At 64.2% G+C, this 16,029-nt stretch carries 13 protein-coding genes; 9 read left to right on the plus strand and 4 right to left on the minus strand.

From position 1 onward, the window contains the following. Window positions 1-83: 83 nt before the first annotated feature. The 3 genes from QSV46_RS25010 (at window position 84) to QSV46_RS25020 (ending at window position 2,719) form a co-directional block, all read left to right on the plus strand. The gene (locus QSV46_RS25010) at window positions 84-581 is read left to right on the plus strand and encodes a MarR family winged helix-turn-helix transcriptional regulator (RefSeq protein WP_314957871.1); all 498 of its coding nucleotides are present in this window, start codon (window positions 84-86) and stop codon (window positions 579-581) included. Window positions 582-680: 99 nt separating this feature from the next. Beyond that, window positions 681-2,051 carry a glutamate--cysteine ligase gene (locus QSV46_RS25015; RefSeq protein WP_314957873.1) on the plus strand — a complete coding sequence of 457 codons (1,371 nt, stop codon included), beginning with the start codon at window positions 681-683 and terminating at the stop codon, window positions 2,049-2,051. Window positions 2,052-2,164: 113 nt separating this feature from the next. Further along, the gene (locus QSV46_RS25020) at window positions 2,165-2,719 is read left to right on the plus strand and encodes a PAN domain-containing protein (RefSeq protein WP_314957875.1); all 555 of its coding nucleotides are present in this window, start codon (window positions 2,165-2,167) and stop codon (window positions 2,717-2,719) included. 42 nt (window positions 2,720-2,761) lie between these two features. On the opposite strand, the gene QSV46_RS25025 is transcribed toward QSV46_RS25020, so the two are convergent. Next, on the minus strand, window positions 2,762-2,995 hold the full coding sequence (locus QSV46_RS25025) for a hypothetical protein (RefSeq protein ID WP_314957876.1): 234 nt from the start codon (window positions 2,993-2,995) through the stop codon (window positions 2,762-2,764). Window positions 2,996-3,201: 206 nt separating this feature from the next. Here QSV46_RS25025 and QSV46_RS25030 point away from each other — a divergent pair, with 206 nt between their 5' ends. From QSV46_RS25030 to QSV46_RS25040, 3 genes are all read left to right on the plus strand, one after another. Beyond that, the gene (locus QSV46_RS25030) at window positions 3,202-5,718 is read left to right on the plus strand and encodes a glycogen/starch/alpha-glucan phosphorylase (protein WP_314957877.1); all 2,517 of its coding nucleotides are present in this window, start codon (window positions 3,202-3,204) and stop codon (window positions 5,716-5,718) included. 98 nt (window positions 5,719-5,816) lie between these two features. Continuing rightward, window positions 5,817-6,158: a hypothetical protein gene (locus tag QSV46_RS25035; RefSeq protein WP_314957878.1), complete on the plus strand. Its 342-nt coding sequence runs from the start codon at window positions 5,817-5,819 to the stop codon at window positions 6,156-6,158. A 4-nt stretch (window positions 6,159-6,162) separates the two neighbouring features. Then, window positions 6,163-6,978 carry a thioesterase family protein gene (locus QSV46_RS25040; RefSeq protein ID WP_314957879.1) on the plus strand — a complete coding sequence of 272 codons (816 nt, stop codon included), beginning with the start codon at window positions 6,163-6,165 and terminating at the stop codon, window positions 6,976-6,978. Window positions 6,979-7,216: 238 nt separating this feature from the next. Here QSV46_RS25040 and QSV46_RS25045 read toward each other — a convergent pair whose 3' ends face one another. The 3 genes from QSV46_RS25045 to QSV46_RS25055 form a co-directional block, all read right to left on the minus strand. Further along, window positions 7,217-8,833: a phosphoenolpyruvate carboxykinase gene (locus QSV46_RS25045; RefSeq protein ID WP_314957880.1), complete on the minus strand. Its 1,617-nt coding sequence runs from the start codon at window positions 8,831-8,833 to the stop codon at window positions 7,217-7,219. A 282-nt stretch (window positions 8,834-9,115) separates the two neighbouring features. Next, window positions 9,116-11,710, minus strand: a complete 2,595-nt coding sequence (locus QSV46_RS25050; protein WP_314957883.1) for a CHAT domain-containing tetratricopeptide repeat protein — start codon at window positions 11,708-11,710, stop codon at window positions 9,116-9,118. 77 nt (window positions 11,711-11,787) lie between these two features. After that, window positions 11,788-12,522 carry a HugZ family protein gene (locus tag QSV46_RS25055; RefSeq protein WP_314957885.1) on the minus strand — a complete coding sequence of 245 codons (735 nt, stop codon included), beginning with the start codon at window positions 12,520-12,522 and terminating at the stop codon, window positions 11,788-11,790. Window positions 12,523-12,762: 240 nt separating this feature from the next. Here QSV46_RS25055 and QSV46_RS25060 point away from each other — a divergent pair, with 240 nt between their 5' ends. From QSV46_RS25060 to QSV46_RS25070, 3 genes are all read left to right on the plus strand, one after another. Then, window positions 12,763-13,464, plus strand: coding sequence for a response regulator transcription factor (locus QSV46_RS25060; RefSeq protein ID WP_008542552.1), 702 nt, complete (start codon window positions 12,763-12,765; stop codon window positions 13,462-13,464). A gap of 118 nt (window positions 13,465-13,582) precedes the next feature. Further along, entirely contained in the window at window positions 13,583-15,385 is a 1,803-nt protein-coding gene (locus QSV46_RS25065; RefSeq protein ID WP_314957900.1) for a sensor histidine kinase, read from the plus strand. Then, window positions 15,382-15,906, plus strand: a complete 525-nt coding sequence (locus tag QSV46_RS25070; protein WP_314957901.1) for an HPr kinase/phosphatase C-terminal domain-containing protein — start codon at window positions 15,382-15,384, stop codon at window positions 15,904-15,906. Before QSV46_RS25065 ends, QSV46_RS25070 begins: the two co-directional genes overlap by 4 nt. Window positions 15,907-16,029 lie beyond the last annotated feature (123 nt).

The following is a 16,029-nucleotide window of genomic DNA, read 5'->3' on the forward strand; positions in this document are numbered from 1 at the left end:
CTACATGCGCTTGCATGGAATAGTCGGGATTGATGCAGCTGCATCGAATGAGGTAAGAGCTGGCGACGACTTTGAGCGGGACCATGAAACGCAAACCATCGACCGAGGCGACTTCCGCCTGGATCCGCCTGATGCGGGTGCAGAGCCGTGTGCTCGACTGCGTCGAGCAGGACCTGAAGAAGGCCGGCTTCCCCCCGCTGGCCTGGTACGATGCACTGCTCGAACTGTCGCGCGCACCTTCCGGCGAGCTTCGACCGGTGGAACTCGAGCGGCAGATGTTGATCCCGCAATACTCCACCTCGCGGCTGATCGACCGTCTGGTCGACGAGGGGCTCGCCTCCCGCCGTGAATGCAAGATCGACAAGCGCGGCCAGTTCGTGGAGATCACGGAAGCGGGCCGCGAGTTGCAGAAACGGATGTGGGGCGCCTATTCGGCTGCGATCGAAAAGTATGTCGGCTCGAAGCTCTCGGATGCGGATGCCGTCAAGCTCAGCGGTCTGCTCGATCGCCTGGGCTGCTCGTGCGGCGAGATGAAACTGCCGCCCGCCGTCCACGTCAGCGAATCCACGCCGTCGCGATGATCGCGCGGCACACCAGTTCGTCCGTGCACCCGGTGGGTTCGCGGACCATCCCCTCACCCGCGCGCGTTCGGTCGAAGCGCCTTTTGATTAGAGTTTGATATGGCGCGAGACCAGATCGACATGACGCCGCTGCAGTCGCGCGATGAGCTCGTCGCGTGGTTCGAGGCCGGCTGCAAGGCCCCGTCCGAATTCCGCATGGGCACCGAGCATGAGAAGACGCCCTTCACGCTGGAAGGCCACCGTCCGGTGCCTTACGAGGGCGCGCGCGGCATCGGTGCGCTGCTCGAAGGCATGAAGCTCCTGCTCGGCTGGGAGCCGATCATGGAGAAGGGCAACATCATCGGCCTCTACGACGTCACTGGTGGCGGCGCGATCTCGCTCGAGCCCGGCGGACAGTTCGAGCTTTCGGGCGCCCCCGTCGAGAACGTACACCAGACCCAGAGCGAACTGATGGCGCATCTTGCGCAGGTACGCGAGATCGCGACCCCGCTCGGCATCGGCTTCCTTGGCCTCGGCATGACGCCGTCCTGGTCGCGCGCCGACATCCCGGTGATGCCCAAGGGCCGCTACAAGATCATGACCAATTACATGCCGAAGGTCGGCCAATACGGCCTCGACATGATGTACCGGACCTGCACGGTGCAGACCAATCTCGACTTCTCCTCCGAAGCCGACATGGTCAAGAAGCTGCGTGTCTCGCTTGCGCTTCAGCCGGTCGCGACCGCCCTGTTCGCCAATTCGCCGTTCACCGAGGGCAAGCCGAACGGCTTCCTCTCCTTCCGCTCCGAGATCTGGCGCGACACCGACAATGCGCGCGCAGGCATGATGCCGTGGGCATTCGAGGACGGCATGGGTTTCGAGCGCTATGTCGATTACGCGCTCGACGTGCCCATGTATTTCGTCAAGCGCGGCGAGGACTACATCGACGTCTCGGGCTCCTCGTTCCGCGCCTTCTTCGATGGCCGCAATAACAATCTGCCCGGCGAGCGCCCGACGCTGTCGGACTGGGCCAACCATCTTTCGACGATCTTCCCGGAGGTACGGCTCAAGCGTTATCTCGAGATGCGCGGCTCCGACGGCGGCCCGTGGGGCCGTCTGCCGGCGTTGTCGGCGTTCTGGGCCGGGCTGCTTTACGATGATGTGTCGCTCGACGCCGCGTGGGATCTGGTGAAGCACTGGACCGCGCATGAGCGCCAGGGCCTGCGCGACGACGTGCCGCGCTTCGGCTTCAAGGCGCGGATCAAGGACCGCTATCTCTTCGAGATCGCCAGGGAATGCCTCGTTCTGGCACATGCCGGTCTGCGCCGGCGCGGCCGGATCGACCAGCTCGGCCGCGACGAGAGCCGGCATCTGGAGCCGCTGGATCGCATCGTTGATTCCGGCCGGACGCCGGCCGAGGAGATGCTGGAGAAGTTCAACGGCGCCTGGAACGGCTCGGTGGAACCAGCCTACGCGGAATACGCGTTCTAGTTGGGTAGACCGACGAGCAGGACTTAAGCCGTTCATCGCCCATACAGGTTTGCGGCGATCAAATGACCGGCTGAAAAAACCCGAGCGCCGTCAATAACTCGAAAGCTGTTCCGATGGGGAAAGGCCGCCTGCCTGGGGCCGCTATGGCCTGCGCTGTGCTGCTGTCGCTCGTGTTTGCGAGCGCACCCGCGCACGCCCAGACGGCATTCGACCGACCCGGCGGCGACTATTTCAACACGCCGGTCACATCAGGTGACCCCGAGGATTGTGCGCTGCTCTGCGAGCGCGACCGCCGCTGCCGCTCCTGGAGCTTCAACTATCCGGACGTCGAAGGCGGTTCGGCGGTGTGCTGGCTCAAGAACACAGTGCCGGCGCGCATTCCGGGCAATTGCTGCATCTCCGGTGTGCGCGGCGCCGGTGTTATCGAGCCGAGGGTCGAGGGCGTGGAAACGTCGATCGACCGACCCGGCGGAGACTTGCGCAATTTCGAGCTCAAGCAGGGCGAAGGCGAGGAAGCCTGCAAGGCCGCCTGCACGGCCGACAACAAGTGCCGCGCCTTCACCTATGCCCGTCCCGGCTACACCGGGCGTGAAGCGCGCTGCTTCCTGAAAAAGGAAATCAAGCCGCCCCGCCGCAAGGCCGGGTTTACATCGGGCGTGGTCAGATAGCGCCTCGCGCTATCACGCGCAGCGAAGCCTGCGGCCTGCTCGTCAATTCGCCGCCGACACCAGCCTGCCGCCACACGCATTCGCGTAGAACTTGCCGCCGCATTGGCGCTTGATGGCGGCGCAACGCGCGGCGGGTGAGGCATTTTGCGGGACGCTGAAGCCGCAGCTGAGGCCATCGGCGCTGCGGCCCATCTTCCCGGCGGCAAAGGCGGCGTTCGAGGCGGTGATGCAGACAACGAACAGGGCTGCCGCGGCGATCTCGATCAGCAGTCTCATGGGGCGTCTCCTCCACAGTGATGGCTGAATCTGCCGTCAATCTAGCACCAAATCCGCATCCCTCCGTAGGCTTCCGGGTTCCCAAATCGGCCCGTTCCTTGCATAAATCCGCGCCAGCGCAGCGCACGGCCGCACCAGCGGTGGTTCCGGTGCAAGGGCAAGACGCGTAGGGTTAGTGGTGTTCTCGCGACCAGGAAGTGACGGCCTTGCAAGATCAATCGTTCCAGCCAAATTTTCCGGCCCCCGGCCAGCCCATCGACGAACTCGCGCTGACTGAGATCAAGGGCGCGATCCTGGCGAAGCTGCGCCTGGCCATCGGCAAGGACGCCGGGATGGCGACCAAGCACGACTGGTATCAGGCCGCCGCGCTCGCGCTGCGCGATCGCATCGTGCATCGCTGGCTCACGGCCGAGAAGCACAGCTACGATGCCGGGCGCAAGCGCGTCTATTATCTCTCGCTCGAATTCCTGATCGGTCGTCTCTTCACCGACGCGCTGAACAATATGGGGCTGCTCAAGATCTTCGAGGTCGCGCTCGGCGATCTCGGCGTGTCGCTGCCTGAGCTGCGCAAATGCGAGCCGGATGCGGCGCTCGGCAATGGTGGCCTCGGACGGCTTGCCGCCTGCTTCATGGAGAGCATGGCCACGCTGTCGATCCCCGCGATCGGCTACGGCATCCGCTACGATTACGGCCTGTTCCGCCAGATCATCAATCAGGGCTGGCAGCAGGAATATCCAGACGAATGGCTCGGCTTCGGCAATCCCTGGGAATTGCAGCGGCCCGAGGTGATCTACGACATCAACTTCGGCGGCGGCGTCGAGCATGTCGACGACAAGGGCCGCGACCGCGCGATCTGGCATCCCGGCGAGACGGTGCAGGCAATCGCCTATGACACGCCGATCGTCGGCTGGCGGGGCCAGCACGTCAATGCGCTCCGGCTGTGGTCGGCGCGTTCGCCCGATCCGCTGAAGCTCGACGCTTTCAACAAGGGCGACTATGTCAGCGCCAGCGCCGAGCAGTCGCGCGCGGAAGCGATCTGCAAATTCCTCTATCCGAACGACGAGAGCCCGGCGGGCCGCGAGCTGCGCCTGCGCCAGGAATATTTCTTCGTCTCGGCCTCGCTTCAGGACCTCATCAAGCGGCACCTGTCGTCCGATGGCCAGCTCCGCAGCCTGTCGTCCAAGGTCGCGGTGCAGCTCAACGACACCCATCCGAGCCTCGCCGTCACCGAGCTGATGCGCATCCTGGTCGACCTGCATAACTTCCGCTGGGACGAGGCCTGGAAGATCACGGTTGCCACCCTCTCCTACACCAACCACACGCTGCTGCCGGAAGCGCTGGAGACCTGGCCGGTCGAGCTGTTCGAGCGGCTGCTGCCGCGGCATCTGGAGATCATCTACCGCATCAACGTCCAGCATCTCGCGCTGGCCGAAGCGCGCGCCCCCGGCGACATCGATTTCCGCGCCTCGGTCTCGCTGATCGACGAGAGGAGCGGCCGCCGCGTACGCATGGGCCAGCTTGCCTTCGTCGGCTCGCACCGCATCAACGGCGTCTCGGCGATGCATTCGGACCTGATGCGCGAGACCGTGTTCCACGATCTCAACCATCTCTATCCCGGCCGCATCACCAACAAGACCAACGGCATCACCTTCCGCCGCTGGCTGATGCTGGCCAATCCGAAGCTGACCGATTTGTTGCGCGAGACCTGCGGCGAGGCCGTGCTCGACGATCCCACCCAGCTCAGCCTCATCGAGGCGCGCGCCAGCGACGTCGAATTCCAGAAGAAGTTCCGCGCCGTCAAGCATCACAACAAGATGGCCCTGGCGCGGCTGATCGGCGAGCGGCTCGGCATCAAGGTCGACCCTAGCGCGCTGTTCGACGTGCAGATCAAGCGGATCCACGAGTACAAGCGCCAGCTCCTCAACGTCATCGAGACCGTCGCGCTGTACCAGTCGATCAAGGACGATCCGAGCGGCAATTGGGTGCCGCGGGTGAAGATCTTTGCCGGCAAGGCGGCAGCGAGCTATCGCTACGCAAAACTGATCATCAAGCTGATCAACGACGTCGCGGAGGTCGTCAACAACGACCCCGCGATCGGCGGCAAGCTCAAGGTCGTCTTCCTGCCCGACTACAATGTCAGCCTCGCCGAAATCATCATTCCCGCGGCCGATTTGTCCGAGCAGATTTCGACCGCCGGCATGGAAGCTTCCGGCACCGGCAACATGAAACTGTCGCTGAACGGCGCCCTCACCATCGGCACGCTCGACGGCGCCAACATCGAGATCCGCGACCATGTCGGCAACGAGAACATCGCGATCTTCGGCATGGAAGCCGGCGACGTGATGATCCGCCGCAAGCAGGGACTGGATGCTTCCGACGTGATCCGCAGATCGCCGAAGCTCCAGCGCGCCATCAATGCGATCGGTGCCGGCGAGTTCTCGCCCGGCGATCCCGGTCGCTTCGAATCCATCGCGCACGCGCTGCGTTATCTCGACCACTACATGGTCAGCGCCGATTTCGATTCCTACTACGCGGCGCAACGCAGCGTCGATGCGCGCTGGCAGGTGGCGCCGGCCTGGACACGCGCTTCCATCCTCAACGTCGCGCGCATGGCGTGGTTCTCCTCGGACCGCACCATCCGCGAATATGCCGAGGAGATCTGGAACGTGCCGGTCAATCCGACCACGCCGCTGCTGCCTGGCTTGCGCGACGTCGCGGGCTGATTTTTCCGCGACGTGAAATCGGGGTTACCTGCAAGGTTATTGATTTGGCAGGATAACCATCATATTGCGGCTTGAGCTTTTTCTGGCCGGAGAAGATCGTGCCTATCGGCGAATATGTCAGCCCGGATGGGCAGCTTCGATTGCTGGTCATATGTCCCGACGGGGACTGGACGCTGGGTTTCGACGGTTTCCCCTGGCACACGCACGGCAGCATCCTTGCGAGTCTTTCGGGGAAGGACCAGGAAACTGCCATCGACGACTTCGTGGCCGATCTGACCAGCGGCAAGAGCATCATTGCGCTGAAGCGCATAAATGGCTCGGTGGCGGATGTCTGGGTCACGGACGATCCGGCGGACGATCTCTCCGGCTCGCAAAAATATGGTCCCGACGATGAGACGATGGAATTTCGTCTTTGGGACGGAAGCGTAGTGAAGGTCTAGTCCAATGCACGCCAAGCTCCCGCACCCGTTCGACGACGCCACCCGCATCACTGCCGGTGACAGCAGTTGGCAGGGGCATACCAGCGACGATTACTGGGCCTTCGTCGGCCCGTTCGGCGGCGTCACCGCCGCCACCATCCTGCGCGCGCTGATCGAGCATCCGGAGCGCGCCGGGGATCCGCTGGCGCTCACCGTCAATTACTGCGCGCCGATCGCCAAGGGCCCGTTCGATCTCGACGTGCGGCTGGTGAAGGCCAACCGCTCCAGCCAGCACTGGAGCGTCGAACTGTCGCAGGGCGGCGGCGAGGTCGCAACGCTCGCCACCGCCGTGTTCGCCGAGCGGCGGCCGTCCTGGGAGCACAGGGTGGCGCAATATCCAGACGCAAAACCGTTCGAAGAGACGATGCCTTTCCCGAAGATTTCGGCGTCCTGGGCCAACCAGTACGAATTCCGTTTCGTCGAGGGCGAGATGCGGATCGGCCCGCCGCAGGCCGAGCTTGCCAGCACCTATTCGAAGATCTGGATCAGCGACCGCACCTCGCGCAAGCTCGACATGCTGTCGCTGATGTCGATGTCGGACGCCTTCTTCGGCCGCATCTTCCACGTACGGCGCGAGCTGGTGCCGTTTGGCACGGTGTCGCTGACGACGTATTTCCACACCGACAGCGAAGAGCTCGCCGCCGAGGACATCACGCGCGTGCTCGCGACGGCGGATGCGAAGATCTTCCACAAAAGCTATGGCGACCAGAACGCCGAACTGTGGTCGCCGAACGGACGGCTGCTCGCGACGAGCACGCAGATCGCGTATTTCAAGGCGTGAGCTTTCTCCCCAACGTCGTCCCCGCGAACGCTGGGACCCATAACCACAGGGAGAAGTTTGGCGAAGATTCGGAGTGATCTTTTCTTCGCCGGTACTCGCACTACACTCTCTCGATAGATCACGCGGTATGGGTCCGCGCGTTCGCGGGGACGACACCGGTATGTGGTTCGCGCTGGCGTCCACAAACAAAAAGGGCGGCCTTCTCGGCCGCCCTTTTCATTCAAGACATTGCGGGAGATTACTCCGCCGCGAGCTTCACGTCCGGCGCGGCGGCGCGGACATCGGCGTCGACCTGGGCTTCGAATTTGGCAAAGTTCTTCTGGAACATGCCGACCAGCGCGCGGGCCGTCTTGTCGAACTCGTCCTTATCCTTCCAGGTGTTGACCGGGTTGAGGATCTCGGCGGGCACGCCGGGCAGCGCCGTCGGGACGGCGAAGCCGAAATATTTGTCGGTGCGGAATTCGACGTTGCGCAAGCTGCCGTCGAGCGCGGCGGTGAGCAGCGCGCGGGTCACCTTGATCGGCATGCGCGAGCCCGTGCCGTACTTGCCGCCGGTCCACCCGGTGTTGACCAGCCAGCAGTCGACATTGTGCTGGGCGATCAGGTCACGCAGCATGTTGCCGTAGACGGATGGATCGAGCGGCAGGAAGGGCGAGCCGAAGCAGGTGGAGAATTCCGGCTGCGGCTCGTTGCCGAGACCGCGCTCGGTACCGGCGACCTTGGCGGTGTAGCCGGACAGGAAGTGGTACATCGCCTGCGCCGGCGAGAGCTTTGCGATCGGCGGCAGCACGCCGAAGGCGTCGGCGGCGAGCATCACCACGTTCTTCGGCTGCGGCGCGCGGCCGGTGCGCGAAGCATTCGGGATGAAGTCGAGCGGATAGGCCGAGCGCGTGTTCTCGGTCTTGGAGCCGTCGTCGAAATCGACAATGCGGGTATCTTCGTCGAGCACGCAGTTCTCGAGCACCGCGCCGAACCGCGTGGAGGCCGCGTAGATCTCGGGCTCGGCTTCCTGCGAGAGCTTGATGCACTTGGCGTAACAGCCGCCTTCGAAATTGAAGACGCCGTTCGGGCCCCAGCCGTGCTCGTCGTCACCGATCAGCGTGCGGTTCGGGTCGGCCGACAGGGTGGTCTTGCCGGTGCCTGATAGCCCGAAGAAGATCGCGGTATCGCCCTTGGCGCCGACATTGGCCGAGCAGTGCATCGGCATCACGCCGCGCTCGGGCAGGTAGTAGTTGAGCGTGGTGAAGACCGACTTCTTCATCTCGCCGGCATAATAGGAGCCGCCGATCAGCACGATTTTGCGGGCGAAGTCGATCGCAACAACGTTCTCCGACTTGCAGCCATGGCGCTTCGGATCGGCGCGGAAGCTCGGCATGTCGATGATGGTGAGCTCGGGCGTGAAGCTCGACAGCTCGACCGCCTCGGGGCGGATCAAGAGCGTGCGGATGAACAGCGAGTGCCAGGCGAGCTCGGTGAAGACGCGGGTCTTGATCCGGTAGGCCGGATCGGCGCCGCCATAGAGATCCTGCGCGAACAGGCTCTTGCCTTCGGCGTGCTTGAGCAAGTCCTGGTAGAGCGTCTCGAACTGCTCGGCGGTGATCGACTGGTTGCCGGCCCACCACATCTTCTTGTCGGTGGTGGCGTCACGCACCGTGAACTTGTCCTTCGGACTGCGGCCGGTGAACTCGCCGGTGTCGGCACAGAGCGCGCCGTCGGCGGACAGCACTGCCTCGCCCGCAGAGAGCGCGTATTGATAGAGTTGCGGCGCGCCGAAGTTCCAGTGAACCTGTTTGAGATTTTTGAGGCCGAATTTGTCGGCGCCGAAGGCACCGTTGCGCACGCCCGTCTCTTGCACGAAAAACCCTCCTAGAACCCGCGACACTCAGCGCGACCAAGATTTGGCGCCGTCGCAGTCACCGTGAATTACAGGCCGTCGGCCTCGGTTGGACGACCTAATAATGGTGAACGCTGGCGTTGCCAAGCCGATCCCGCAGGATTTGGTTATTCAAGGACCGCGCCAAATGCCGCGCATGTCAGCTCTGAGCAGTCGCATCAAAAGAATCGCGAATGATCGCGCAACCAAATGCGCGATTCAGCGTTTCCAAGGGTTATTGCGACGCACAATCCCCGAGACGGGCTATCGTCCCTCGCCTTCGCCAATCAGCGCGAACGGTCCCCACATCGCTGGATAGGCGTTGCGCGGTGACGAGGTGTCGTCAACATACGTTAGCATCGCGCGGCGCAAAGCTTCGGCACGGCCGATTTTTGGTTCGTTTTTGAGCAGATCGAAGGTGGCGGTGGTCAAGCGGGTGGCAGCTTCCGAATCCACCGCCCAATGCGAGACCAGCAGCGCGCGAGCGCCGGCATAGAAGAATGAGCGCGCCAGGCCCGACAGAGCCTCGGCGCCGGGCTTGTCACCCGCAATGGTGTTGCAGGCCGATAGCACAACCCAATCCGCATTGAGCTTGAGCTGGGCAACTTCGCTTGCCGTGAGCAGTCCATCGTCCAGCTCCGTGGGCTGATCGGGAATGGAGAGCGCGAGCGATGGCTCCCCCAGTCCCTTGATATCGCCGGCAACGAGGCCGTGAGTGGCAAAATAGATGATGCTGTATTGAGCAAGCGCTGCACGCTTCAGCGTCGTTTCACTGGCATCACGGCCGAGATGGATATCGGCATCGGTCGCGCCGACGTCCCTGGCCACGGCGCTTAGCTCGTCGGCGGTATCGGGCAGTTGCGGCAGCGCCTGCGCAAGCCGCGCGCGATCGACGCCGGCACCGCGCCAGAAGTCGGTATAGGCAATCGTCGCAATGCTGCGCGCCGCCACCTTGCCGCGGGCGGCGCGACGATCGCCAGGTCCTTCCAGCGCAGGGCTGAACACGGGATCGCCAAAGCCGGTCATCGGCTTTGCGCCTCGATCCCGACGCGCGAACGCACGCAGCGATTTCAGGCTGACCACGGAGGGCAGCACAGAGACGGCTTGGCGCCGCAGCAACCAGGCGGCGCTGCGATAACCTTCGAGCGTATCCGGGATCGCCGCCTGCGGCTGTTCCGTGACCAGCAGATGAAACGGCAGTGCCGTCAGCGCCGCCGAGGGCACCACCAGCAGATTGCGCTTGTCCTTTGTCAGCGCCTCGACCGGCCCGAGCAGGGCGACATAAAGCTCATTGGCGAGCGCGAGATCGAACAATCCGGATTTGCCGGAAGCATCGCGCACCTTGCCGACGTCGAGCCCCTTGCGGAATGCAGTCACCTTCTGCGCCAGCGCGTCCGCACCGAGCGAAATCTCTTTCCAGTCGACGCCTTCGCGCGTGATGGCGATGACATAGCTCCGCTTGTCGACGACGGAATAGATCACCATCGCCTCGTCCGCGGACAGCAGCGGCTGGATGTCCTTTGCGGCAAGCGGCAGCGGATTGGAAAGCGAGGCATAATCGGCGAATTCGATGGCGAGCGTCTTCTGCAATTCCGCGCGCTGGTTCGCAATCGTCCCGATCCGCAAACGGCTGCGCCGCTCGGATGCGAGATCACGCTGGGCCGACTGCTTCGACACCGCGGTGATGATCGCCTTGTCGAGCGCTTCGGACTCGGCCGCGAGATCCTGATCCCGCCGCACCAGCTCGGCGAGCCTGTCGCTGCCGGCAGCGAGGCGTACGGCCAGCTTGTTCACGGCAGAGGCGGCGGAGGATTGGGTGCCGCGCTGGATCGCGGCCAGCGCTTCGTCCACGGCCTTGTCGTCAGGCAGCAGATATTGCTGTCGTGCGGCGAACAGGACCGGCAGCACGACACGCAGCTGCGCGCGGCCGCCCCGAAGCGTCTTTTCCGCAAGCGGCAGCGCGTCCGCGTTCCGCCCGGAGACGTAGAGGAAATAGGCCAGATTGCTGGTCGAGGTCGCGACCTCGGGATGGTCGGGACCGAGCGCGCGTTCGCGGATGCCAAGCGCGCGGCGATAGAGCGGCTCGGCATCGGCATAGCGCTGCTGATGCTCGTACAGACCGGCGAGATTGTTCAGCGAGCGCGCGACGTCGGGATGATCAGCTCCCAGCACCTTTTCGCGGATCGCGAGCGAGCGCTTGATCGGCGCCTCGGCATCCGCGTCGCGATTGAGGTCGCGATGGACCTGGCCGAGATTGTTCAGGAGCGTCGCGACCGCCGGATGCTCGGGGCCGCCGACCTTCTGGTAGATCGCAAGCGCCCGCTGAAACATCGGCTCGGCGTCCGCATAATGCTGCTGCTTGACATAGAGCGTGCCGAGATTGTTGAGGGACTGACCGACATCGGGATGTTCGCGCGACAGCGCCTTCTCGCGGACGGCGAGCGCGCGCTTGAACAGCGGCTCGGCCTCGGCGAAGCGCATCTGCCGCTGATAGAGCGCCGCAAGGTTGTTCAGCACCGGCGCGACCTCGACGCTGTCGAGACCCGTCCCCTTCTCCATCAGCGCGATGGCGCGCTTGTAGAGCGGCTCGGCCTGGTCGTCGTGGCCCTGATCCCCGTAAATCTGCGCGAGGTTGTTGAGCGCGCCGGCGAGATCGCGATTGCTCGTAGTCTTCTCGAGTGACGCCACCATGGCCTGCGCCAGCGGCAGTGCTTCCGAATATTTGCCGGCGCTTCTGAGCGCGTTGATCCGCGCGCTCTGCGCGGAGACATCGCCCTTCTGGGCAAGACCGGGCGTGGCAAGCGATGCGGTGAGCGCCAGCGCCAAACCCGCAACCAATGCCAAATGACGACGCGCCATGAACCCTCTCGCTGCCGACTCAAACCATTACGGTGTTGGGTCGCGGCGATGGGGAGCAGCGTTCAAATGGTTGCGCTTCAGTCCACCTTCGTGCGCGCTTCGCCAGCGAGGCGGACCAGCATCTTGCGCAGCGCCGTACCGTTCGTCACGCGCTGCGGGAAATCCAACCGCAGCGCGGTCTGGCCGTCCTGCATGTCGAGACCCTCAGGATCGCAGCCGGTGCAGCGCCAGTCGCCCGCCGCTGCGCCCAGGAGCCTCGTTGCATAGAGTCCCATGGCGTCGCGGTGGTCGGCATTCATGTGATCGACGGCCTCCTGCTCCGCCGCCAGCAGGTCTTCGGCGCCGGTGAGATCCGTGAGGAACTGCTCGGGTTTGAGATCGACGATGCGGCCAAAACCGGCGACCAGATGGGTTCCCGTGGGCACGAGCCGAAAAAAGGAGAAATCCTTAAAAGAAACAAAGGCTTCAGCCGACGGATGGGCACTGAGATACCGCCGCTGGATCAGCTCCCTGTCAGCGCCGGCCTGTTCCGCCCGTCCCGACAGCATGATCCGGGCGCCCTCCAAGGGGTCGCCGGCCGCCCGCTCGTCCAGCATCAGCGAGACCCGGCTGTCGGCCAAGATATTCCTAGTGTGCACGGCCAGGGCCGAGATCAGCAGGATTGGCGAGCCGTCGGGGTGGCTCGTCAGATTGACCAGGGAGCAATAGGGATTGCCGCTGCCGGCCATCAGCGTCGCCAGCGCCCCCTGGCGCGAGCGCCTCAGCAGCGATTTGGCAAGCTTTCCGGGGTCGAAGTCAGGGGTCGGTTGCATCGGCTTTCTCGGGTCAGGTGGTTGCAAGGAGGGCCTTTTTTCGGGTAAACGGGGGTCAGGTTATGGGTCGAAACGCGGCGAATCTGCCGCGTTTCGTGGAACTTGGTCACACTTCAGCCCAGCTTGCATTGCTCGGTGACAAGGTTCGAACGCCAACTCGGCACCCATCTATGCGGCGCATCAGTGGATTGCTCGCCGTTTCAAGCCACGACCCAAACGGAAAGCAGAAAGCAGAGGCTCATGCCCACAATCGCTTTGGTCGACGACGACCGCAACATTCTCACATCCGTCTCGATCGCGCTGGAGGCCGAAGGCTATCGCATCATGACGTACACCGACGGCGCCTCCGCGCTCGATGGTTTCCGCACCACTCAACCCGACCTCGCCATTCTCGACATCAAGATGCCGCGCATGGACGGCATGGAGACGCTGCGCCGTCTGCGGCAGAAATCCGATCTGCCGGTGATCTTCCTGACCTCCAAGGACGAAGAGATCGACGAGCTGTTCGGCCTCAAGATGGGCGCCGACGACTTCATCCGCAAACCGTTTTCGCAGCGCCTGCTGGTCGAGCGCGTCAAGGCCGTGCTGCGCCGCTCGGCACCGAAGGACCCGACCGTCGCGCCGAAGGAAAACGATGCCAAGGCGCTCGATCGCGGCCTGCTGCGCATGGATCCGGAGCGCCATACCTGCACCTGGAAGAACGAGCCGGTGACGCTGACCGTCACCGAATTCCTGATCCTCCAGGCGCTCGCGACCCGGCCCGGCGTGGTCAAGAGCCGCAACGCGCTGATGGACGCCGCCTATGATGACCAGGTCTATGTCGACGATCGCACCATCGACAGCCACATCAAGCGGCTGCGCAAGAAGTTCAAGGTGGTCGACAACGAGTTCGAAATGATCGAGACGCTCTACGGCGTCGGCTACCGTTTCAAGGAAGCCTGAGGCGGCAGACGCCTTCACGAAAGACTGGGAGCATCGCCGGTTCTCGTTCCATCGGGACCGGGATGGCTCTAGGATGCGGGGATCCTTCGCACGAGATGTCCTAACGCGGGCGTGAGCATTGCTTGACCGAACGCACCCTGACGAGAACCAGAACGCCGGGGCTATCGCGCCCTACGGCGTTCCGGAGCACGTTGCCGAGGACAAGCCGGCGACGCAACGCTGGCGGCCGCTGTCCTGGCTGACGCGTGCCGGTCAGTATTTCTTCGCGCTCTCGTTCTCGAGCCTGACCCGCCGCATCGTCTCGCTCAACCTCGCCGGCCTCGTCGCGCTGGTCGCGAGCATTCTCTACCTCTCGCAGTTCCGCGCCGGCCTGATCGACGCCCGAGCGCAGAGCCTGCTGGTGCAGGCCGAGATCATCGCCGGTGCGATCGGCGCGTCGGCGACCGTGCAGACCAACGCGATCACGGTCGATCCGGACCGGCTGCTCGATCTGAAACTGGGCGACAGCTACGGCGAATCCGACGATTATTCGGCGCTGAATTTCCCGATCAGCCCGGAGCGCGTGGCCCCCGTGCTGCGCACGCTGATCTCGCCGACCAAGACCCGCGCGCGGATCTTCGACCCTAACGGGACGGTATTGCTCGACAGCCGCGACCTCGAGAACGTGCTGATCTTCCCCTTGCCGCCACCATCGCAGCAGCCCGGCGTGATCGAGCGCGGCTTGACCGCGGTGCGCCTCTGGATCAACCGCGGTGACCTGCCGCTGTATCGCGAGCTCGGCCGCGAGAATGGCAATGGCTATGCCGAAGTCGCCGACGCGCTCCAGGGCCAGAAGCGTTCGATGGTGCGGGTCAATGCGCGCGGCGAGGTGATCGTCTCGGTCGCAGTGCCCGTGCTGCGCTCGCGCGCCATCCACGGCGCGCTGATGCTGTCGACCCAGGGCGACGACATCGACCAGATGGTCACCGCAGAGCGCCTCGCCATCCTGAAGGTCGGCGGCGTCGCCGCCGCTGTCATGATCATGCTGTCGCTGCTGCTCGCGAGCACGATCGCCGGTCCCGTGCGCCGGCTCGCCGACGGCGCCGAGAGCGTCCGGCGCCGCATCAAGGCCCGCATCGAGATCCCCGACTTCACCCGCCGCCGCGACGAGATCGGTCACCTCTCGGGCGCGCTGCGCGACATGACCAGCGCGCTCTACAGCCGTATCGAGGCGATCGAGATGTTCGCCGCCGATGTCGCGCACGAACTGAAGAATCCGCTGACCTCGCTGCGCTCCGCGGTCGAAACGCTGCCGCTGGCGCGAAACGAAAACAGCCGCGCCCGCCTGCTCGAGGTGATCGAGCACGACGTCAAGCGGCTCGACCGGCTGATCTCGGACATCTCCGACGCCAGCCGCCTCGATGCCGAACTGCAGCGCCAGGATGCGATGCCGGTCGATCTGCGCCGCTTGCTGACGACGCTGGTATCCGTCGCCAATGAAACCAAGCTCGGCCACGACGTCGCGGTCGAGACCCGCTTCGAGGGCCGCAGCCCGACCGACACGTTCGCCGTGACCGGCCACGATTCGCGGCTCGGGCAGATCGTCTCCAACCTGCTCTCCAACGCGCAGTCCTTCTCCGAGCCCGGCAGCAAGGTGCGCCTCACCTGCCGCCGCGTCCGCTCCGAGATCGAGATCGTGGTCGACGATGATGGCCCCGGCATCCGCGACGACGCGCTCGAGCGCATCTTCGAGCGCTTCTACACCGACCGTCCGCATCAGGGTTTTGGCCAGAACTCCGGCCTCGGACTTTCGATCTCCAAGCAGATCGTCGACGCCCATGGCGGACGCATCTGGGCCGAGAACCGCACAGGCCCACCGGACGACGAAGGCGTTCCGGCGGTTGCCGGCGCACGCTTCGTGGTGAGGCTGCCGGCGCTATGAGCGACGTCGGCCCCAGCGTTCACGCCTCCGCGGTCAAGGTCGGCACTCAGGCCGTGCTGATCCGAGGGCCCTCGGGCTCCGGCAAGTCGCGCCTTGCCTTCGATTTGATCATGGCGGGACGCTCAGGCGTGATCGAAAGGGCCGTTCTGGTCGGTGACGACCGTGTCCATCTGGCGACAGTCGGCGATGAAATTGAAGTCCGCCCGGCGGCCGTGCTCGCCGGTCTGATCGAGATCCGGGGCCTCGGAATCCGTCGCTGCGACTTCGTGGAGCATGCGACCGTCGGTCTCGTCGTCGATCTGGACGCCGCGGACGCCGAACGGCTGCCGCCGGCCGAATCTCTGAAAACAAGCATTCTAGGTGTCGAAATACCGCGAATCCCTGTTAGCCGCGACTATTCGCCCCTCCCACTGGTTGTTGCGGCCTTGACCACTACCAAGAGTTCATCTTCGGTTAACCCTTCCGGCGATTGTTTGAAGGGAAATGGTAACCATATGAACCCCACTATCGCGACCGAATAGACCGGCGCAGCTCCCCTTATCCATCCGTCTAGGTTCAGGGAGATACGCAACATCCCCCCTTGCGCGGGGGCTCTGGATGGTCAAAGTGGCGCGTTCGTGCGGTGCACCAAAAGCGCCCGCGAG

The organism is Bradyrhizobium cosmicum (assembly GCF_032290525.1).
Lineage (GTDB): Bacteria > Pseudomonadota > Alphaproteobacteria > Rhizobiales > Xanthobacteraceae > Bradyrhizobium > Bradyrhizobium cosmicum_A.

What these genes read in the sequence shown, in the direction of transcription:
- QSV46_RS25010 (WP_314957871.1), top strand. Translation starts at nt 84, where the DNA reads ATGAAACGCAAACCATCGACCGAGGCGACTTCCGCCTGGATCCGCCTG.
- QSV46_RS25015 (WP_314957873.1), top strand. Translation starts at nt 681, where the DNA reads ATGGCGCGAGACCAGATCGACATGACGCCGCTGCAGTCGCGCGATGAG.
- QSV46_RS25020 (WP_314957875.1), top strand. Translation starts at nt 2,165, where the DNA reads ATGGGGAAAGGCCGCCTGCCTGGGGCCGCTATGGCCTGCGCTGTGCTG.
- QSV46_RS25025 (WP_314957876.1), bottom strand. Translation starts at nt 2,995, where the DNA reads ATGAGACTGCTGATCGAGATCGCCGCGGCAGCCCTGTTCGTTGTCTGC.
- QSV46_RS25040 (WP_314957879.1), top strand. Translation starts at nt 6,163, where the DNA reads ATGCACGCCAAGCTCCCGCACCCGTTCGACGACGCCACCCGCATCACT.
- QSV46_RS25050 (WP_314957883.1), bottom strand. Translation starts at nt 11,710, where the DNA reads ATGGCGCGTCGTCATTTGGCATTGGTTGCGGGTTTGGCGCTGGCGCTC.
- QSV46_RS25055 (WP_314957885.1), bottom strand. Translation starts at nt 12,522, where the DNA reads ATGCAACCGACCCCTGACTTCGACCCCGGAAAGCTTGCCAAATCGCTG.
- QSV46_RS25060 (WP_008542552.1), top strand. Translation starts at nt 12,763, where the DNA reads ATGCCCACAATCGCTTTGGTCGACGACGACCGCAACATTCTCACATCC.
- QSV46_RS25070 (WP_314957901.1), top strand. Translation starts at nt 15,382, where the DNA reads ATGAGCGACGTCGGCCCCAGCGTTCACGCCTCCGCGGTCAAGGTCGGC.